Here is a 19,720-nt window from a genome sequence, read left to right as displayed (position 1 = left end):
CGGTCTTGTGGCAGAGGAGGGCACCGGCAGGTTCTCGCAAGTGACTGACAGGGCCGGACCGTCGGCGAGTGACGAGAGCCAGTCCCGGATGGCGAAGGGACTGTCGGCGGTGTCGATGAGGAAGCCGACGCGGCTCGTGTCGAGGGCGTCTGCCAGCGGGAGTACGACCGGCAGGTCGGCAGCGGCACTGAACAAAGAGATCACCGGGTCACCGCGTCCGAGGACCGGGGACCTGCGACGGATGTACGGCCGCGACGGCGTCCGCTGCCCCGGCGCCGAGGACCGAGGAGACCTTCGCCTTCGCCGCTGCGGGAGATGTGGCGAGAGCGGCGCGCCGCGGGCCGGAGAACCCCGGAGATTGTGTCCGCGTCTCGGCCTGGTGCTGTGGCGAGCTGCCGACACGGCGCAACTCGACCTCCGAGTCGACGAGTTCGGACTGCGCCGAGCTGACGAACTCAGCGGCGAAGCTGAACCGGTCCGCGAGCCGGTACGCCTCTTCGTCAAGGTCGTTGATCTGTTCGCCTGCCGCCTCCAGCGCTTCCCGGACACGCTCCAGCGCGCCGTGCTCGGGATGAAGGAGGTGGTCGACCGCCCGCCGAAGGTCGGCGCCGTTCTCTGCTGACCTGATCTGGTCGGTGAGCCGCAGAAGTTCCCCTCCGGCGGTGTACGGCCCGAGCGGATTCGTCGGGAGAGTCATCCGGGCGGTGTCGAGGGAGGGGGCGAGGTCGACGCCGTAGCCGGCAGCGCGCAGCATCTCGGCTGCGCGGGTGGCGATGGCGACCCGATCAGCGGCCGGGGTGGTGGTGGGAAGGCGATGACGTCGGCCGTACCAGTCCTCGATCTGCTGGAAGCCGGCGTGCTTGAGAAGCGCGGCAGAAAGGTCGTCGCTGGCACCCTTTGCCAAGACGCTGCCACTGAACTCGGAAGTGATGGTGATGGAGGGAGCAGGCATGGGGACCTCCGGTGGGCGTTGTGGAGGCTGCCGTCCTCACGAGCGAGGGTGGCCACGACGTGCACCTGCCGGGGCTGGTTGCGCAGGGCGATCCACCGGCAGGCGTCCGGGTCGCCGTCCGGGGCGATTCCCGTGGCGTCCACCAGGCGGCGGGCGACCGCAGCCCACTGTGCGTCGGTGAGGTCCGGCTGGTGGGGGTTGGAGCGGACCGAGCAGACCCATACCGGCCGCTCGGGTGCGCGGGCCCCGAGACGCTCGACGGGGGCATCAAGGGCCTGGGCCAGGTAGGGCAGCGAGCCAGGCTCGGCGAGCAGTTCTACCGGGGCTCCGTGGCCGTCGCCCGCGATCAGCCGTGGACTGGTGTGGTTGCCTTGTTCGCCCGGCCCGTACAGGTAGGTGAGCAGGCCGGCGGTGTCGCTGGCGCGTTGCAAATGGGCGATCACGGCGTCTACCTCGAGGGGAGTGGCGAACAGGGGCCCGGGTGATCGGGCCGTCAGGGAGAGAGGATCCGCAAAATCCGCGATTTGGCCCGGCCGGAGATCACTGGTAGACGCCGCCGCTCATCCCGGACGCAAGGCTGGTGCGTGCCCCGCCGAGGCGGGGCACCAGGCCGTCAGAAGTGGGGGTTCTCCGTGGGCCGGGCGGCTTCGGTGGCGGCCTGGAGCAACTCGGTAAGGTCGTCGGGTTCGGAGGAGCGCTGATCGATCCACCACCCGGCGCGGGTGATGGTCCGAGCGGTCTCCTCGATCTCCTCCCACTCCGTCTCGCTGGTGTCGCCTTCGAGGACCAGGGCGGTGTAGGCGGCGGCCAGGAGCTGGTGGCGACAGCGCACACCCCAGGCGATGGCTCGCTCGGTCCCCTCCAGAGGCGGCATTCGGTACTGCTGCGACCAGGCTTCGGATTCGGCCTGCTCTTGGGCTCGCTTAGCCTTGAGCCAGGCGGCCTTATCCTGCTCGTTGCCCTCCTTGGTGGCCCGCCAGCAGTCGGTGCACTCTTGCTTGGCGAGCCACTCGGCGAAGCCCGCGCGACGGTCGGCCGCCCGGTCGGACAGGTCGCGCTCGGCCTGGTGGCCGCAGGAGTGGGTGATATGCCAGACGGTCTTCACGGCCATGGGAACTGCTCCTTACGGGAGTTGGGTCAGCGGTTGCGGGAGAACGCGATGCGTGGGTCGACTGGCCGGGCCGCGGGAGCGGAGGTGGCGGGAGCGGGAACCGGTGCCTTGCCCAGGAGGCCCTCGCGGGCCGGGCTGGCGGCGAGCGCGGCGGCGCTGATGGGGAACTTATGCGTGGCGAAGCTCGGACTCCGCTCGTGGCGCGCGGCCATCGCGGGCGCAGGGACACGGCGCACGGCTACGTCTTGGGCAAGCACGGGATGCATCGCGACCTGGAGATCGGATCGGTGCATGGCCACCGTGGCGTTGGCGACCTTCGCCAGGGCCTGGCTCCGGTCGGTGGTGATGGGCAGCGTGTAGATGTCCAGGTTCGGGTCGTGCCGCCAGCCGTGTTCTTCCAGGATGAGTCGGCCGCCGAGCGCGGAGGAGTGGTCACCGGTGGCCGCGACGATGCCGAGCTGCGGATGCTCGGCGAACGCGACGTCGGGATCTATCCGCGGGGGCTGGTCACGGGCGCGAGCGTCACGGGATGCCAGCGAGGGGTCGAACGCTGCGTCCACGTCGACCTGGTAGCCGGCCCTGCGTAGCATCGCGACGGCCCGGGTGGTGCGGCCCTGTCCGTCACGCTGCTGATCGGCCAGTGCGTACAGCGTCGGCTGATCCGGGACGGGGTGGAAGTCGAACCCTTTCAACATCCAGGCGCTGGCAGCGAGGTTCTTCGGGTTCGCGGCCACGATGCCGTAGACAGGGTGGTGGCCGAACGCGAGATCGGGAAGCGAGTCGTAGTGGGTGGGCATGGGTGATCCGTCCGGTGCGGGCTCGGGAGGAGGGGCGGTCGGGGGCCGGGATGGTTCTGCAGGCGAGGGACATGGAGCACTCCGGGGTTGAAGCGGTCAGCGACCGTGTACGGACCGTGTGCCGGGAGGCGGCAGTGCGGGGCGCACGGCCGAAGCCGCCGGCAGTGGTGCTGGGACCGTGCGCTGGGCGGTCGGCGAGAGCGCGAGAGCAGCACTGACTCGGGGTGAGGCAGAGTTCGGCCGCGGAGGCACGCCGAGCTGATCAAGGCGCGCGTCGATGGCGGTGAGCAGACTCGGGACACGGCCGGCGTGCCGGGCGTGGGGGCCGTCTGGCTCCGAGTCGTAGATCACTTCGTGGACTGCGGGATCGTCGGGATGCCCGCGGGTCACCAACCAGCTCTCGGGATGTCCGGGTGGATGGTCGGTCGGGGGCTCCTGGGGTGGCGAGATGATCAACGAACTACCGTCGGGAAGCTCAGCGTGGACGATGTAGTCGCTGAGGCCGTACTCGACGGTGCACTCCAGGCCGCGCTGCCGAAGGGGGCCGGTGAGGTGTCCGTACCCGTGTTCCCTTGGGATGGGGTCCAAGGATTGATCGGGACGCATGGCGTTTCTCCGTGGCCAGGTGCCCAGCCGTCGGCGATGCGAGCCGCAGGCGGGTAGGGCGGTGGGGATGGTGGGCATTGTGAGGATCCGTCGATCGGCCGGTTTGGTCTCGCCGGAACTCAGTGCTAGAGGCGTCAGCGGGAACGACGCGGGGCTGGCGCATTCGACGGAGGCGGTGCCGGAGGTGAAGCGGGTGTGGCCCCGTGGTTGACGGTGGTTGATCGTGCGAGGGCCACCTGGGCGCGTTCGGTCTGTGAGGACTGGCCTGGATCCGCCCGGTTGGCCAAGTAGTCGCCGGCCCGAGCGAGCGCCGGGCCTTGGAAAGCCAACTTGTCCGCGTAGTGCCAGCCTTCGGAGTTGCGGATCTCCTGTGCCTGGCTCGCGTAGATCTCTCGTGAGCCGGGGAGCGAGGCGTCCATGAGCGCCATGACCTGGTCCCATTCGTGCTGGATCTGGCGTGCTCGTTCCAGGGTGGTGTCGATTCCGCGCAGTCGGCGGAGGTCCTCGCTGATCGGGCCTTCGACGTAGTCGGCACCGCTGGCGGCAGCGCGGACGCCGGCAAGCACCTCTGGGCCGTGGGCGAGGAAGACCTCGACGTGTTTCCATGCCTCGGCGTCGCGCGTCACCTTGCCGTCGGCGTAGCCCTTCTGATCGATGGGCCAGCCGGTGTCGTCGCAGAAGGAGTCCGAGACGGCGTCCCAGGCATCGGATGCCTGCTGGATGCCGGCGGCGGCAGAGGCCAGCGCTGGGAGGTGCTGCCGCCACGCCATGGGCTCGTTGGTCGCCGATGGCTGGCTTCCATGGGAAGAGGGAGAAGTGGGCACGGTTGGTCCTCGTTTCTATGCCGGTGCTCACCGCGAACGCGGCAGCGAACGGACGGCGGGCGGTGGAAAGTGGGCAGGAGATTCGCTCTGCTGGACAGCGGAAGGGCCCCGGACTCCCGAGTCCTCCGTGATCGCCTCGTGGAACACCTCGGCGAACCTCTCTGGGCGGGCGGCGGCCAGACGGTCGTTCCAGCCGACGCCTGGTGCGACGGTGCCCGGACTCGCTGCCGGGGCAGAGGCGCCGCCGTGGACTCGGCAGCCCTGACCCGGTACGGTTGACGACATTGCCCAACGTCATTGCAGGGCAGGTAAGTTACGCTAGGCGGACATGCGGGCGTCGGTGTCGAACAGCTCGCGCTCGGCCGGGTGCAGGATGTGCTGCGTGATGAAGCTCCGGCCCGCAACCTTCCACAGGCCCCTGCCCTTGGTCAGGGCGGATACGGCCTCGGTCTCGACGCCGGTCAGGCCGAGCAGCGAGGCCGCGGCAGCGAGCTGGTCGGGTTCCTGGCGGTAGATGATGCGGGTGGAGCAGTCTGCCAGGAGTCCCTCGGCCAGCACCCGGCCGCGCGAGCCGGCATCACCTGCGCTGAGCAGGTCGCTGAGGCGGTGGATGACCATCAGGTTCGCGATGCCGAGTCCGCGAGAGAGCTTCCACTGCGACTGCATGCGTTCCAGCAGGCCGACGTGGCGCATCACCCGCCATGCCTCGTCGTAGATCACCCAGCGTCGGCCGCCGTCCGGGTCGGCGAGCGCGCTCTCCATCCAAGCTGAAGCGCAGGTCATGGCCAAGACCAGGGCGGTGTCGTCGCCGGATCCGCCGAGGCGCGAGAGGTCGATGGACAGCATCGGGGTGGTGGGGTCGAAGGCCACCGTCGAGGGAGCGTCGAACATGCCGCTCAGGTCGCCGTGCACGAGACGGCGAAGGGCGTGTGCGAGGTCCTGGGCGGCCAGTCCCATGTGTCCGGCCTGATCGCCGAGGGCCCGGTGGAGGCGCTCGGGCGAGCCGAGGGCGTGCGCGATGTCGCCGAGCAGCGGCACCGTGCCGTTGGCGTTGGCCTCGGCGACGACCAGGTCGAGGGCGAGGTCCAGAGCAGTGTGCTCCATCGGCAGGAGATCGCGCTTCAGCACGGTGCGGGCCAGGCCCGCCAGGAGCAGGAGGCGTCGCTTGCGCACCTCGGTGGACCAGTCGCCCTCGCTCACCGAGGCGGGCCGGGCGGGAGCGTCCAGGGGGTTCAACCTGCCCGGGAGCCCCGGCCCGAGCGCGATGCTGTAGCCGCCGAGGGCCTGCGCGACGGCCGTCCACTCTCCCTTGGGGTCGCAGGGGACGTAGACCCGGTACCCGTGGGCGATGGCGCGGGTGGCTATCGACTTGGCCAGCGCACTCTTGCCCATGCCGATGATCCCGGCCAAGACGGCGTTCGGATTGGTGAAGCCCTCGATCCGCCCGTTGCTGTACAGCGAGAAGGGGTCGTAGCAGAACGCCGCTTCCGCATGGACGTCCCTGCCGATGAAGATCCCTTCGGCTCCCAGGCCGCCCTCCGCGAGAAACGGGTAGGCGCCGCTGACGGTGGCTGTGGTCATGCGATGGGCGGGCAGGCTGAGCTTGCCGCCCCGAGCTGAGGAGGAGTCGGGGCGTCCGGACGGCGGGTAGGTGGGTCGCAGTTCCGGGTCGAGGGTGTTGTCGGCGCGGTGCTTCGGCGGTGCGCCGACGAGGCGGGCTTGGCGGCGAGCCTCTGCGAAACCGGCACGTGCGGCTCGCTGCTCGGCGCGTGATGCCTTGCGGGGGACGAACAGGTGGGAGGCGGTGGCGCGAGTGCGGGGCATGAACGTTTCTCCAGATGGAAGGCAGGTCAGCGGCGGACGAGGCCGGTGAACGGCGCGTGCAGGTCGGCCGGGGTAGTGCGTCGGCGTACCAGGTGCGCGGTGCGTTGATGGCGCTGGCAGATGGTCAGCTCCGGTGCCCCTTCGGGCAGGCCGGCCTGGCACGCCTCGCGCTCAGGCACCTCGCCGGAGTCCGGCCGGGGTGCCGCGTGGTACGCGGTGTGGACGTGGTCGGCGGCCTGCCAGATTCGAGTGCGGGCAGCGCGAAGCTGGTCTCCCTCGGCCGGGACGAGCTGGCCGGTGCGGAGGGCATGGGCATCGAGCAGACCGTGCAGCGAGACCAGGTGGGCGTGCAGGGCGTCCAGCTCGGCGCGGGTGGTGACGAGAGGACCACCCGGAAGGTTGAGCGCGCGGTGGAAGTCGAGCGCTGCGGTGGCGAAGGGCACGAAGTCCTGCGCGGTCGGACTGGCGGTGCGGGACATGGGAGGTGCTCTTTCGGAGGGAAGGAAGGCCGGCATCAGGCGGCGAGAGCGAGCGGCATGGCGGCGGCGGTGAACGCTTCAGCCTGCTGCCAGGTGAGAGGCCGCAGATCGAGCTGGGCGCCGACGGCCGCGGTCTCCACGACCGCGCAGGCGGAACGGAGTTCCTCCTCCGAGTCGGCCGAGACGGTCAGCAGGCCGGTCAGGGCAACATCCGCGTGGCCCGCGATGAGCTGGCGCTCACGGGACTTGATGTCCTGGTACTCGATCGAGTCCGCCTCGGAGTCGACCTGGCCACGCCGGGCTCGCTCGGCGGCGTCGGCGATCACGCTGGCCTTCTTGCGCCGGACGTCACGCAGCGCGGCGTCCAGCCCCTTGGGCTCGTACGACAGCGACAGGGTGCGCCGGACCCCGGCGGTGAACAGCAGCTGATGCAAGAAGCCCGCCGACGTCTCAGCCCGCGGCCAGTTCTCCACCCAGTACGTGGAGTGGAAGGCCGAGTCGGTCGCGATGTGGTCCGACTTCTCGACGACCACGACGGGGCCGGCAGCGGCGGGCTCAGCCTCGGGGCGTCCTGCGGTGGACCAACGGTCCAGCGCCGCAAGAGCCTTGGGATCGTACGCCGTTCGCACGACGGCCGCGATCTCGCAGGCCGTGAGCCAGCCGGTCGGGTTGAGCCCAGCGGTGCGCGCGGCCTGGTCGAAGGTCGAGGTCAGCTGCGCCAGGACGCTGAAGGCCCCGGTGAGACCGCCTCCGGCCTGGTTGATCAGACGTCGTGCGGCCTTGGCGTCCAGCGACACCGCGACGTACGCCTCGTGCGGCGCGGCGGCCGGGCCCGCGCTCTGGATCAGCTCGCTGTAGATCGCGCCGGCCACGGGAGCGTCGGACTGGCCGTGCTCCTCCCAGTACCGGCGCAGCGCGTCGCCGGAGTCCGGGACCGTGCGCTCGATCACCTGGATACGGGCGACCTGGCCGGTTCGGGCGAGAGCGGCCAGCGCGCGTCCCCAGCCGTTGACGTTGGCGTTCTGGGTGCCCGGGTCGAGCAGTGCGTAGGCGCGGGAGGAGACCTTGACGACGGCGGTCAGGGTGCCGGTGTGGGGGTTGTGGACCGCGCCGTATCGGCGGTCGGGGGCGGTGACCACACGCAGGCTGGCCGCGGTACCGGGCAGGTGGAGGAGTCCTTCGCGGATCGGCCGGCGGGAGGGCCGGGCGAGCCAGATCAGCTGGCCCCGCATCCGGCGCAGGACGTACCGGGTGACGATCGGAGCCCAGTCGGCCAGGGCGCGGCCTCGGTACCGGACGAACGTCAGGAGGGCGATGACGGCCCAGAGGGGGATGAGTTCGAGGGCGCCGACCACGCCGCGCGTGAGGATCACAGCGAGCAGGAGAAGGCCGGTGAGACTGACGACGATCAGTTGCGGTGCGGTCAGGCCGAGCAGGATGCCGCGCCTGCTGCGGTGGGGAAACTTGACGGTGGCCGGGGTGGCTTGGGCCTGGTGCTTGTCAGACATGGTGGTTCCAGACGGTGGGAGCGGGCGAAGGGCGAGGCGTGCGGCGCTCTTCTGCTGGCCATGGCGGGACTCCGTTTCTGGTGGGGGCATGGGGGGCGGGCTGCGCAGGCAGCCCGCCCCCCGGGTGGGGTTGGTCAGGACCCCGAAGGCGGCTGGTTGGGGTAGACCCAGCTCGTCGGCGTCGCGGAACCGGTTGCCGACGGACCGGTAGTAGGCGGAGGCGAGGCTCCGGGTGCCGGGTCGGCAGGCGGGGCGGCACCAGCGCGAGTCATGCTGTCCCCGGGCGCCGACGCGCCGGCGAACTGACCACCCGGGGCGCCTCCTTCCGAGCCCCCCGTGTCGCCCTCGCTGGGCCGGGTGATGAGCGGCGGGATGCCGGGGCGCTGGATCAGGGCTCGTCCCTTGTCGCCGGAGGCGTTCGCATCTTCGCCGTACCGGAACCGTGTCCGGGGCTGGGGCGGTCCGGCGTCGATGCCCTCCTTGCTGAGGCTGCCGGACGGGTTGATCCCGGAGGCGACACCGTCACTGCCTGCGCCGGGGACCTTGCTCGGCCCCTGCGGTGCAGGGGTGCCGGTGCTGGCCTGCATCGCCAGGCTGCCTGCGGTCTTGGCAGCTCCCGCGGCGACTGCCATCCCGGCGACGCCGGTACGGTGCAGGTCGTCGTGGCCGCCACCGTCGCTCGCCCAGTGAACGAACTTGTACGTCGCGTACGGGCAGAGCAGCACCAAGACCATCACGACGATGCCGGCCATCGCGTCGGACAACGCTGCCATGCCGTCGTGGGCGTCGGACTTGCCCATCGCGGAGACACCGATCAGGAAGACCACGGTCATCAGGAGTTTCGAGACGACCAGGGTGGCGGTGGCCTCGATCCAGCCGCGCCGCCATCGCTTGGCGACCTCCCAGCCGCCGCCGGACCCGGCGAAGACGGCGAGGGCGACCATGATCAGCACGCCGACCTTGCGGGCTACCATCACGCCCCAGTACAAGAAGGCGCCGATCGCGCAGCCTAGGGCGACCAGGGCTGGGACACCCCAGCCCAAGCCGTACATCGCCCCCAGTTCGTTGACCTTCACCACGCGCCGGATCGCGTCGTCGACAGAACTGTTGGCTGCCTTGAACAGGCCGTCGGACAAGGCGTCGACCACGGTGATGGCGACGGTGGTGAAGGCAACGGCGCAGAAGCTGAAGAGGACGCCGGTCATGGTGCCGATGGCGGCTCGGGCCAGAGCGCGTTCGTCCCTTCGCCAGGCCGCGAACATCAACTGGATGCAGAACGTGCCGACGGTCAGGGCGAGCCCGATGGGTAGCAGCAGCTCGTAGTTGTCCCGGAACCATCGGGCGTTGAGGTCGATGGCCGTGGTCTCGTTGACGGCCTTGGCGGCGAGGTTCGCCGCGCTGGCGGCCAGTTCTCCCGCCGACTTCGCGATCCATGCTCCGATGCCGTCGGTGACGGTTCCGGCAGGGTTGGTGGCGAAGTCAACGGCGCCGCACACCTTGTCCATCAGGGGCCAGTCGCAGACTCCCATGGTGGTACCTCCTTCCTGGGGTGGGGGTCAGGGCGCGACGGACGGCATGACGCCGGCCAGGGCGCAGGGCTGGTTGGGTCGGCACTGGACCGCGAGGGTGATGACGCGGTCCTCCGCGCCTCCGGCGGGAGAGCCCTTCCATGCGATCGACTGCTTGCCGGAGACCGTGACGGCGTAGACGTATGCCTCCGTGATCGCTCCGGGGGCTGCCTGAAGTGCCTGGGTGAAGGAGTCCGGGAAGTGGCCCTCGTTCACCTTGGCGGTGGCGAACTGGTCGTTGGCGGCCATTTCCTTCCACAGCACAGGGGAAGGGACGATCGCGTCGACCGAAGCCGGGTCGGCGTACTTGGTCTCGGTGGTCAGCCACCGGTGCAGTGCGGCCAGCAACTGCACCTGGGAGTAGGAGCGGGTGTCGTAGGACCACAGGGCCGCTGCGGCGGCCTTCCCGAAAACGATCGGATCGTGGGTGTCCGGCGGAACCGGGAGGGCGTTGTGGCGTGCACCAGGTGTGGGCGGCCCGGACGACGAAGGGGTAGGAGAGGCGGCGGTGACGGCCGAACTCGTACCCGCCGCAGAAGCCTTGGAGGGGCTCCTGCCATCGCGGGTGATGTAGGCGGCCAGGCCGGCGAGGGCGACAAGCACCACCAGGACGGCGGTGCCGAGCAGCGCCCGGCGGCGCACGCGAGATGCGCCGCCGGGGTTCGAGGAGCGGGGAGCCATCAGTGGACCTGGCTCCCCAGCGTGCTGAAGAACGCCACCACGCCGTTCGCGGCACCCAGCAGGAGGGCCGCACCAGCGCTGACCAGCACGCCCTTCTTGCCGTTCGCCTCGGCCTGGTGGCCGCCGGAGTGGTGGCCCCAGGCCCACACGCCCGCGCTGACGGCGAGCGCGCCGACCACGGCGATGATGCCGAAGAGGTTGACGGAGCCCATGACCTCCTTGAGGACGGCGAGGCCCGGCAGCCCGCCCTCGTTTGGCTTGATCCCGGGGTCGTAGGCGAGCTGGACGACCTTGTCGGCGAGGTACATTACGAACTCCAGTTCGATCTAGTGCACGCCAAAGCCCGATCTGGCGGAGCGGCGGTGCGAGGGAGGAAGGGAGGGAGAAACCGCCGGTCAGACGACTCGGCGGGCCGCGAGAATCCGCGATTTCCAGGACGCCAGGGTCGCGATGCGGACCACGTCACCGGTGTGCGGGGCGTTGATGATCAAGCCCTGGCCGAGGAACATGCCTACGTGCTCAGGGACTTCCGCAGTTCCTTCGGTGAAGACAAGGTCGCCTGGCTGGAGAGCGTCGACCGATACGGCCTTGCCCTCCTTGACCTGCGTATACGTCGTCCGTGTCAGGGTGACCCCGGCAGCCTTGTACGACTGCTGCATCAACGAGGAGCAGTCACACCGGCCCATGGGGTCGGACCCGTGGGAATCGGTGCAGCTCCCGCCCCACTGATACGGCGTATCGAGCTGGCCGAGCGCCCAGCGGATCGCCGTCTGGACCTTCGGCGGAGCGGTTGCCGGGATCTTGTAACCCGTCGGCACCGCCCCAGGCGGGATGGTTCCGAAATTGGTTCCGTCCCCGCCACTCGTGCAGCCTCCTGTGGTGCTTGGCGGAGGACTGCCCGTGCTCCCCGAGCCGGACGGCGAAGGGCTCGACTCCGCGCCGCCGGCCTTCGACAGCAACGGTGCGATCGCCTTCTGCAAGGCGGTGGCCAGGGGCTCCCACTTCGCATAAGCGTCGGGGAAGCCCGACGCCTGCACTGCCTGGGCTGCCTGGGTGACGGACAGGGACTGCCAGCCCGAGACCTTCTCCAGCGCCTCGTAGAACTTCGTCGAGGCGTGCACCGGGTCGAGGACCTCGTTCGCGGTGCCCCAGCCCTGCGATGGCCGCTGCTGGAAAAAACCCAGCGAATCACGGTCGCCGTAGGTCAGGTTCCGCAGACCGCTCTCCTGCAGTGCGGTAGCCAGAGCGATGACCTGCCCGCGGGCCGGGATGTTCATCGCGACGCCGGTGGCCTGGATGGTCTTGGCGTTGGGTACCTGCTCGGCCGGATCGTCCAGCCCCGGCACGGATACCGTCCCCTTGCCGCCGCCGTTCAGGATCGCCTTGACCTGAGCCGCGACGGCTGAGGTATCCACAGCCTGTGGACCGTCGGTCGAGCAGGCAGCCGAGGCAGTCCCGGCACCGATGGCGAGGATCGGAACGGCCAACAGCAGCGGACCGGTTGCGAAGAGACCGACGACGGCTCCCGTGGTCTTCTTCATCGCTGCCGCCGTTCACCGAGGAGGCGGTGCCAGCCAGTTAGGGGGGATGGGTCGGGGCGTGGGTGTATCAGGGCATGCTGCATCGCAGCGGCTCCTCGTGGTTCGTAGGAGGCGCGGTGCCGACTTCTCGTGCAAAGCCGTCGGCACCGCGCCGATGTGAATCCGCCTCTCAGGACGGGCCCGGATCAGAGGAGTTGGTAGCTCCTGAGCGCCGGTCTCGGGTCACGCGCGGCAGCCAGCCGCGCTCGTAATCTCAGGCGATACACCGGGTCTCCTCACGGCTTGGGGAATGAGAGGTCAATAAGCCTGCCGCGCTGCTCTCTTGGACGAGACAACACGGATAAGCACAGGTCAGCGGGGGCGGAGCGAGGCTCTGTCCCGGTGACATGGCGAGACAGTAGACCGGGATTCCGGCCGCACCAAACGGCTCCGGGACCGACCGCAGAGCACGGCTCGGATCGTTAGGTACGGCCGGAAAACGCGGCTAACCTCCGGCGCAACCCCGCTCGGAACGACCGCTGCTGAGCACCGTCAGGAGCGGGTCCAGTTCCGCCATGCCCTGAAAGAGGCCCCGCACATGAGCTACACCCTGCACCGAGGCGACGCCCTTACCGTGCTGAAGTCCCTCCCGGACGAGAGCGTCAACGCCGTCATCACCGACCCGCCGTACAACTCCGGCGGACGTACCAGCGCGGACCGCACCGGTCGCACCGCGCGAGCCAAGTACGTCACCAGCAACAGCGCGCACGACCTGCAGAACTTCCCCGGGGAGAACCGAGATCAGCGCAGCTACCGCAGCTGGCTGACCGCCCTGCTCACTGAGGCGTACCGGGCCTCCACCGAGCACTCGGTCGCCATCGTCTTTTCGGACTGGCGTCAGGAGCCGACCACGTCCGATGCCCTGCAGATGGCGGGCTGGACCTGGAGCGGCACGATCCCGTGGATCAAGCCCGCCAGCCGGCCTCGCAAGGGCGGGTTCAAGCAGTCGGCGGAGTTCATCATCTGGGGCGTCAAGGGCAGCCTGGCGAAGGACCGGGACCTGTACCTGCCCGGCCACTTCATCGCCTCCCAGCCGCGCAAGGACCGGGTGCACATCACCCAGAAGCCGGTCGAGATCATGCAGCAGCTCGTGCAGATCTGCCCCGAAGGCGGAGTCGTACTGGACCCGTTCACGGGCAGCGGCTCAACGGGGATCGCGGCCCTCCGCGAGGGACGTCGGTTCGTGGGCGTCGAGCTGTCCTCGCACTATGCCGACGTGGCAGAACAGCGACTCCGCGCGGAGCTGACGAAGGACGACTTCGTCCTCGCCGGGCCGGAGGAGTGAGCATGAGAGCGAGCCCGGGGCCCACGGACCGCAGACGCCAAAGGGTGGCTGGAGCATCGAGTAACCGATGCGTCAGCCGCCCTTCTGCTTGCGTCAGGCCGCTTCGAACGCCCGCCGGATCAGCGGTGCTGCCCTCTCCAGGTCGGCCGCCGACGCGAGGCGTACCTCCAGGTCACCGGTTCCGAGGTGTCCGATGCCGCGCATGTCCCGGGTGAAGCCCTCCTCCAGTGCGACGGTGCCCGGGTCGAGTCTGAGGTAGACGAGGATCGCCTCGTGCTTCGGACGGAAGATCACGGAGGCGACGTTCACCAGCCGCCTGTAGGCGATGTAGTGCCGGAGAGGGGCCACCTCGACCTCGCCCCACGCCGTGAGCGCGTCGTCCAACTCCGCGTACAGGTCGCGCAGGCACTCCGGGACGAGACCAGGGCCCGCCAGCGCGGAAGCCGCCGGGGCCGCCGGCACGCTGGTGGTCGCCGTGTCCCGCTCCCTGGTTCGCCGAAATGAAGCAGCGGTCGCCGAACCGGGCGAGGAGTCCACGAGCAGCAGGCTCAGCAGGTCACCCTCGAAGACGCGGTAGCGCACCAGGTCGATCCGCTCGGGCAGCCGCTGCACGGCTACGCGGTCGTGGTGGGAGAAGCTGGCCGCGATGCAGACCATCCGCGGGCGACGCCAGTCGATGGTCTCGGCGGCCTCCGCGCCGAGCACCTTCCGGACGAGCGCCTCGACCTCGTGCCGCGCGGAGTCCAGCCAGGAGAGGTAGGAGACGGCCTGCGACAGCACCCCGCTGTCGGAGCCCTTCTTGTACTCGATCACCACCGGGCTGCCGTTCTCGTCCAGCCCGAGGGTGTCGATCCGGCCCCGGTGCCACGGACCGGTCGGGTACTCCGACGCCAGGAACCGGATGCCGAGCATCGCCTCCAGGCTGGCCTCGACCCGCCGCTGCAGTTCCACCTCCAGCGCCACCGTCGAACCGGGCAGCTCGACGTCCCGCCCCTCCGCGTCTCGCCGGAACATCATCAGCTCGGCCACCAGCGTCCCCTCCCGTGATCTCTGCAAGAGGACCAATCGACGGAAGGCTCCGGGTATTCCGCATCCGTCCAGCCGAAACGGCTGTTTCCCCAGCTCCCTGGGGCTGCCACTCCCGCACGCTAGGGTTTGTTGCCGACGACATGACCGAGGGCCAGGGCCGGCGGAAGGGGCGACGGGTTTCGGTGGACAACCGGTGGACAGGCGTGCGTGACCCCCCGTCAGAGGCCGATCGCTGCCCTTGGGTCGACGGGTGAAATGCGACCATCTTCGATGGGGCCATAGGTAGCGGCGGGACTGTCCGGTCCTGACAGATCTCATGTCCAAGACGACCAGGCCGATGCTGCGCGGGTGGAATTCCTTGGAGAACTCGATGAGGTTCTCCGGCGAGCGGCCGAGGCGTGTCCGCGCGCCCGGCGTTGGCGTCATCGGGCTCGGCATGGACAGATCGATGCGGTGTTGACGTGGCCGGTCTCCTGGTGGGCGTGCAAGGTGGTGGAGCTGTCGGGCCATGGCTGCCCAACGGGACGGGAGTCTTCGCAGTCGTAGGGCGGTTGGCCGAGCTTGGGGCGTCGGCGCTCGTAGCGGTTACAGACAGCCCAGACGCCGATGCACGCGACGATCAGGGCCGGGGCAGCGAGGGCCGCAGGATCGGAGTCGTGTCATCGCCCGCTGTGGGAGGAGTCCCGGCAGAACACCAAGATGTTCATCGGTGGCCCCAGTTGTCGCCAGAAAACCGAGCGTGTCCGGCTGGCAGTGAGCGTGTCCCGTGCTGAGCGGGCTATCGCCGAGATCGACCAAGTCGCCGCCGTCGGTGTGGCCCGGAAGGACGAGATCTGATGGGGCGGATCAGCGACAGCGGCCGCGCGCGACAAGTGTCACGGCCGTGACCGCGGTGGTTTTGACGGCCAGGACCGCGCGTCGGTGGGGCGAAGCGGGTGCCACGTCCCTTCGCGAGGCCGCATGGATCCTCCAAGCCGCCGATGAGGCCGCCGATCACTCGCTCACCGGTCCTGTGGACCCCACCCGGGGCCCCGCGGGGCCCTCTCTTCGACGGCGTTACTCCGGGGGGTGCGTCGCAGCCGTACGAAGTGTCATGAGCTCTTCCCTGGCTTGTCGGATCTGGTCGTCCAGGTCTATGGCTGCGGGCGGTGGACAGCAGCCGTGCCCGGCCGAGGCCTTGCCGTGCCGCCCTTGGCGCATGGGCCGTATGCAGCACCAGTAGGTCAGGCCGGCTGCGGCGAGGGTGGCTGCGATCGGGAGCAGCCAGGTGGTCACCGGTTGGCCTGGTGGTGCTTGTCGAGGGGGACGCTGGTCGGCTCTGCGGCTTCGGAGGTCTGGGAGCCTCGGATGGCGGCTATCTCGTTGCGGAGCCGGGCGAGTTCCTGTTCCTGGGCGGTGGTGTTGCTCTGCGCGGGCTGCTGCTTGTTGCCGCGCATCATGAACCACATCATGGCGCCCATGCCGAGCGGGCACATCAGGGCGGGAAGGATGTAGAGCAGTTGTTGCATGGTCGTCTTCCTATGGGGTGGTGAGGGTGCGGCGGAGTTTGCGCTCGGACAGGCGGCCGTACGCGAACGGCTTGCCGTCAAGGAGGACGCCGGGGGCGAACAGCACCCCGGCTTCGAGGGCGAGCCGGCGGCCTTCGTCGGTGGCGAGGCCGATCTCGGTGATGTGCAGGGGGTGGTCGGCGCCGACCCGGGCGAGGACAGTTTTGGCGTGGTCGCACATGGCGCAGTCGGCCTGGGTGAGCAGGGTGACCTGCACGACGGCGGGGGTGGTGGTGACGGGCGCGTCGGGCATGGCTACTTCGCCTCCCCTGCCTTGAGGTCGGCCAGCAGCTTGTCGGGGGCGACGTACATCGTGTACTTCGGCGCGCCGCCGTAGTCGGCCCGCCACTTGATCTTCCCGTCGGGGCCGACGAGGACGAAGGTGTGGCCGTCGCGGGAGGTGCCCATCATCCCGTAGGAGTTGGCGTCGTACTGCTTGGAGACGGCCAGGTCCGGGTCGGACAGCACGGGGGTGGACAGCTTCATGTCCTTGGTCTTGCGGGTGATCAGGTCGGCGGGGTCGGAGGTGACGGAGAGGATCTGGTCGACGCCGGCTGCCTTGACCTTGGCGGCGTCCTTTTCCAGGTCGGTCATCTGGTCCCAGCAGGGCTGGCAGGTCAGGCCCTCCTGGAAGTACAGCAGCACGGTCTTGCCGTGGTAGCCGGCCAGGCTGATCTTCTTGCCGGTGCTGGCGGCCAGGGCGAAGCCGGGGGCGGTGGCGCCGATGCCGGGAGTGCCGGCCTGGTAAGTGGCCTTCCCCGAACCGGCGGACGAGGAGGAGCTGCTGAAGACGGCGTAGAGCCCGCCGGTGACCGCGGCGGCCGCGGCGATGGCGGCGGTCCACCGCAGGGTGCGGCGGCGCCGTTCGGTGCCCTGGGCCTCGCCCTGGGCGGCGGCGTTCTTGGCCGCGCGGGAGGAGGTCGCGGTGGCCTTGGCGGCCGGGCGGGTCTTAGTCATCGGTCGTGGTCCCGGTGGTCTGGAGGGTCGGGGCGGGTGCCTCGCAGCAGGAGGCGGACTCCGGCACCGCAGCGGCGCCGAGGCTTTCTGGGGCCGGGAGGGGATCCGGCCGGGTGTGATGGCGCACGGCCTGGCGCACCAGGTACGCAACGGCGGCTGTCAGGATCAGAGCGAAGGCCCAGCCGGGCAGCCAGGACAGCCAGCCGGTCGTCACGCTGGCCCAGTGCTGCAGATCGGCGGCGAGCCGCAACCGCCAGCCGCCGGTGCCCATGTCCGGGCCGGTGAAGGCGATCACGACGGTGAGCGACCCCATGCCGATCAGCAGCAGCCCGGATGCGAGCATCCCCACCGGTATCCGGCGGTGCAGCGGTCCGAGGGCGAGGGTGACCTGGCGGCCGTGCAGCAGGCGGGAGGCGCCCCAGTCGCGGCGGTCCCACAGCAGGGCGATCACCGCCAGCGGGGCTACCATCCCGGCCACGTAGGTTGCCGACACCGCGAGCGCGGCGGGGAAGGAGGCGGTGGCGCCTGACAGTACGGCGACCCCAGCCAGCACCGGTGCGCAGCAGGAGCTGGCGGCGCCGGAGAAGACGCCGAGGCCGTATATGGGGCCGATGCCTGCGGCTCCGCCGGGGGTGCGGCCCGCGGGCATCGGCAGCTTGGGCTGCCAGCCGGCCAGCACGGCGATGCCGCCTGCGGCCATGGCCAGCCCGCCGAGGGAGAAGACCGCGAAGTGGTGGCCGGAGACCAGGGCAGTGATTGCGGTGGCGCCCAGACCGATCGGCACGATGACGGTTGCGACCCCGGCGGCGAAGACCAGGGTGGCGGCGAGGATGCCGCGTCGCTTGCGGAAGCCGGTGGCCAGGTAGGCGGGCAGCATCACCGAGACGCAGCACGGTGCGAGCAGCGCGACGATGCCGCCGAGGAACGACGCGAGCAGCGTCGTTCCGAACAAGAGCCCTTGCATGCCGTCCCCAGTCATCCGGTGGGAGGTCCCTTCCCCACCAGACTATACGAACCTCCTAAGGTAAATAGGAAGAAGGGAGTGCGGGTGCCAGTGCCGGCGCGTACGGTTCCCCCCCGGGAGCCGATGCTGGGGCTGCGGGAGCTGCTGCACTGCTGGTTGTGGCCCTTGCGCAGGTCTGCGCCGGCTCGGTGTCCGTACCGGCGGGGCGCTGGTCAGCGTCGGTGTGGAGGCTGTCGGCAAGAGTGAGCGGCGCGGGCGTTCTGGCGGCCAGGGGAGTCGGCGGCCTCGGCTGGTTCAGGTGTGCGGGGTGCGGGCGGCGCGCTCAAGGGCCTGGCGGAGCGGGCCGGGTTCGGGCAGGCCGGCCAGCCCGGAGGCGGTGGGGTAGAGGCGGCAGGACAGTCCGGCGGGGCGGCCGGGTTCGGCGAACGGGTCGCGGCCGTCGATGCGGATGGTGGGCGAGCCGGTGAAGCCGAGGCCCTCGGCCTGCCGCTGGCTGGTGACCGTCACCGTCCGGATGGGCGTGCCGGGCAGCCCGGCCTCGTCCAGGACGTGGCGCAGCAGCGCCGCGGCCGTTTCCTGGCTGGGGCAGTCGTTGACGACCAGCAACTCGATGTCCACGGCTCGGTCCTTTCCTCAGGCTGGTCAGCGCATGGTGGACGCGGCCACGGATCCCGGGGGGCAGTAGTGCAGGTGTCCGGTGGCGATGGCGGGGGCGGCCAGGCCGATCAGGGGCAGGGCGAGCAGTACGGCCACGGTGGTCGAGGTGAGCGCGGTGCGGGCGCGGCCCAGTGGTCGGTGTGGGGCGATGAGGCGCCGCACGCGCAGCGCGGCGGTGGTTCCTCCGGCCCCGAGGGCGGCAGCGGGGGTGCGGGCGCCGGCCAGGTTCAGCAGTGCCTCGGCCAGGGTCAGCCGCTCGGAGGTGCGGGCGGCGACATCGTCGGCGAGCAGTTCCACCAGCCGCATTGTCTCGGTGTGGGCCTGGGTGAACAGCCGGATGCGGGGGAACGCGCGGGCCAGGCCGCCGGACCAGGCGAGCACCAGGTCGTGGCGCTGGTCGAGGTGGGCGCGCTCGTGGGCGAGGGTGGCGGCGAGCTGGTCGTCGTCGAGCAGGCGCAGCGCGCCGGTGGTGACCACGATCCGGCGGCGCCATCCGGGCAGGCAGTACACGGCGGGCTCGTCATGGTCGACCACGACCGCACCCAGGCGGGGGGAGGGCGTGCCGACCAGGGCGAGGGTGTCGCGGTGACGGCCGCGGGAGCGTACGGCAGTGGTGAGTGAGGCAGCCACGCACCAGACGGCGCGGGCGAGTACCGCCAGGCCGGCCGTCGCCCCGACGGCGGCGGCGGCGGCCCCGCCCGGGGTGGCGTACTGGCTGCGCAGCGCCATGATGCACGCCTTCAGCAGGTCGGCCAGGTCGGCGCTGACCCGCATGGTCGGCACGACGAGGGCGAAGCCGGCCAGCGCCACGGAGACCACGATAGTGGCGGCCAGCGACTGCCAGGCGATGATCCCCAGCTTCGGCGCCCGCTCGGTCCAGTCGCCCCGGGCCAGCAGCCGCGGCCCGGCCAGCGCCAGCACGGCGGCGTAGGCGAGCAGGATCAGTGCCGCGCTCACCGGGCCGGCTCCTGCGGCTCGGCGGACTGGCCGGACTTGGCGGCGCCGAGCATGCGGCGCAGCGTGGCGGTCTCCTCCGGGTCCATGCCCTCGAAGAACCTCACCAGCGCCGCCGTGCGGTCCTCGGCGGCGGCCAGCGCCTCGTCCATCAGCCCGCTGACGTAGTCGTCGCGGCTGGCGGCGGCGGCGTAGAGGTTGACCCGGCCCTTCTTGACGCGGGTCAGCCAGCCCTTGCGGAAGAGGATGTCCATCACCGTCTGCACGGTGGTGTAGGCGGGCCCGGGATCGCGGTCCAGGCGCTCCAGGACATCACGGACCCGGACCGGTTCGTCCGACGCCCACACCGCGTTCATGATCGCGGCTTCCAGGTCGCCGAAGTACGGCATCCCGCCTC

At 70.3% G+C, this 19,720-nt stretch carries 20 protein-coding genes; 1 reads left to right on the top strand and 19 read right to left on the bottom strand.

Annotated features, from left to right (window positions below; translation table 11 throughout):
* Positions 1-208: 208 nt before the first annotated feature.
* The 11 genes from SCATT_RS12950 to SCATT_RS12895 all read right to left on the bottom strand — a co-directional run bounded on the left by SCATT_RS12950 (position 209) and on the right by SCATT_RS12895 (position 11,891).
* On the bottom strand, positions 209-952 hold the full coding sequence (locus SCATT_RS12950) for a hypothetical protein (protein ID WP_014143510.1): 744 nt from the start codon (positions 950-952) through the stop codon (positions 209-211).
* 613 nt (positions 953-1,565) lie between these two features.
* Complete coding sequence (locus SCATT_RS12940) at positions 1,566-2,063, bottom strand: hypothetical protein (RefSeq protein ID WP_014143508.1); 498 nt, start codon at positions 2,061-2,063, stop codon at positions 1,566-1,568.
* 26 nt (positions 2,064-2,089) lie between these two features.
* The gene (locus tag SCATT_RS12935; protein ID WP_014143507.1) at positions 2,090-2,860 is read right to left on the bottom strand and encodes a hypothetical protein; all 771 of its coding nucleotides are present in this window, start codon (positions 2,858-2,860) and stop codon (positions 2,090-2,092) included.
* A gap of 740 nt (positions 2,861-3,600) precedes the next feature.
* Positions 3,601-4,236: a hypothetical protein gene (locus SCATT_RS12930; protein WP_014143506.1), complete on the bottom strand. Its 636-nt coding sequence runs from the start codon at positions 4,234-4,236 to the stop codon at positions 3,601-3,603.
* A 372-nt stretch (positions 4,237-4,608) separates the two neighbouring features.
* Positions 4,609-6,114, bottom strand: coding sequence for an ATP-binding protein (locus SCATT_RS12925; RefSeq protein WP_014627990.1), 1,506 nt, complete (start codon positions 6,112-6,114; stop codon positions 4,609-4,611).
* A 26-nt stretch (positions 6,115-6,140) separates the two neighbouring features.
* Complete coding sequence (locus SCATT_RS12920) at positions 6,141-6,593, bottom strand: DUF6238 family protein (RefSeq protein WP_014143503.1); 453 nt, start codon at positions 6,591-6,593, stop codon at positions 6,141-6,143.
* 35 nt (positions 6,594-6,628) lie between these two features.
* A complete protein-coding gene (locus SCATT_RS12915) occupies positions 6,629-8,101 on the bottom strand; it encodes an SCO6880 family protein (protein WP_014143502.1) in 1,473 nt (490 codons plus the stop codon).
* Positions 8,102-8,235: 134 nt separating this feature from the next.
* A complete protein-coding gene (locus SCATT_RS12910; RefSeq protein WP_014143501.1) occupies positions 8,236-9,630 on the bottom strand; it encodes an SCO6881 family protein in 1,395 nt (464 codons plus the stop codon).
* Between the two features lie 27 nt (positions 9,631-9,657).
* Positions 9,658-10,350: a hypothetical protein gene (locus SCATT_RS12905; protein ID WP_042507571.1), complete on the bottom strand. Its 693-nt coding sequence runs from the start codon at positions 10,348-10,350 to the stop codon at positions 9,658-9,660.
* Entirely contained in the window at positions 10,350-10,658 is a 309-nt protein-coding gene (locus tag SCATT_RS12900) for a DUF6112 family protein (protein ID WP_014143499.1), read from the bottom strand. Before SCATT_RS12900 ends, SCATT_RS12905 begins: the two co-directional genes overlap by 1 nt.
* An 87-nt stretch (positions 10,659-10,745) precedes the next feature.
* Positions 10,746-11,891 carry a C40 family peptidase gene (locus SCATT_RS12895; RefSeq protein WP_014143498.1) on the bottom strand — a complete coding sequence of 382 codons (1,146 nt, stop codon included), beginning with the start codon at positions 11,889-11,891 and terminating at the stop codon, positions 10,746-10,748.
* Between the two features lie 577 nt (positions 11,892-12,468).
* Between SCATT_RS12895 and SCATT_RS12890 the strand changes: the two genes are divergently transcribed.
* Positions 12,469-13,215 carry a DNA-methyltransferase gene (locus SCATT_RS12890; RefSeq protein ID WP_014143497.1) on the top strand — a complete coding sequence of 249 codons (747 nt, stop codon included), beginning with the start codon at positions 12,469-12,471 and terminating at the stop codon, positions 13,213-13,215.
* Between the two features lie 93 nt (positions 13,216-13,308).
* Here SCATT_RS12890 and SCATT_RS12885 read toward each other — a convergent pair whose 3' ends face one another.
* The 8 genes from SCATT_RS12885 to SCATT_RS12850 form a co-directional block, all read right to left on the bottom strand.
* Complete coding sequence (locus tag SCATT_RS12885; RefSeq protein ID WP_014143496.1) at positions 13,309-14,244, bottom strand: DUF5655 domain-containing protein; 936 nt, start codon at positions 14,242-14,244, stop codon at positions 13,309-13,311.
* Positions 14,245-15,515: 1,271 nt separating this feature from the next.
* The gene (locus SCATT_RS12880) at positions 15,516-15,752 is read right to left on the bottom strand and encodes a hypothetical protein (protein ID WP_014143494.1); all 237 of its coding nucleotides are present in this window, start codon (positions 15,750-15,752) and stop codon (positions 15,516-15,518) included.
* Between the two features lie 10 nt (positions 15,753-15,762).
* The gene (locus SCATT_RS12875; RefSeq protein ID WP_014143493.1) at positions 15,763-16,044 is read right to left on the bottom strand and encodes a glutaredoxin family protein; all 282 of its coding nucleotides are present in this window, start codon (positions 16,042-16,044) and stop codon (positions 15,763-15,765) included.
* Between the two features lie 2 nt (positions 16,045-16,046).
* Positions 16,047-16,748 carry a peroxiredoxin family protein gene (locus SCATT_RS40330; protein ID WP_014143492.1) on the bottom strand — a complete coding sequence of 234 codons (702 nt, stop codon included), beginning with the start codon at positions 16,746-16,748 and terminating at the stop codon, positions 16,047-16,049.
* Positions 16,741-17,712, bottom strand: coding sequence for a cytochrome c biogenesis CcdA family protein (locus tag SCATT_RS40325; RefSeq protein ID WP_014627987.1), 972 nt, complete (start codon positions 17,710-17,712; stop codon positions 16,741-16,743). Before SCATT_RS40325 ends, SCATT_RS40330 begins: the two co-directional genes overlap by 8 nt.
* Positions 17,713-18,006: 294 nt before the next feature.
* On the bottom strand, positions 18,007-18,330 hold the full coding sequence (locus tag SCATT_RS12860; RefSeq protein ID WP_014143490.1) for a DF family (seleno)protein: 324 nt from the start codon (positions 18,328-18,330) through the stop codon (positions 18,007-18,009).
* 24 nt (positions 18,331-18,354) lie between these two features.
* Positions 18,355-19,326 (bottom strand): M56 family metallopeptidase, encoded by a 972-nt coding sequence (locus SCATT_RS12855; protein WP_014143489.1) that lies wholly within the window; start codon positions 19,324-19,326, stop codon positions 18,355-18,357.
* A complete protein-coding gene (locus SCATT_RS12850) occupies positions 19,323-19,712 on the bottom strand; it encodes a BlaI/MecI/CopY family transcriptional regulator (protein WP_014143488.1) in 390 nt (129 codons plus the stop codon). The genes SCATT_RS12855 and SCATT_RS12850 overlap by 4 nt, the downstream gene beginning before the upstream one ends.
* Positions 19,713-19,720 lie beyond the last annotated feature (8 nt).

Source organism: Streptantibioticus cattleyicolor NRRL 8057 = DSM 46488, assembly GCF_000240165.1.
GTDB lineage: Bacteria > Actinomycetota > Actinomycetes > Streptomycetales > Streptomycetaceae > Streptantibioticus > Streptantibioticus cattleyicolor.
The sequence above is the reverse complement of the archived record's forward strand: the minus strand, read 5'-3'. Positions and strand labels throughout refer to the sequence as shown.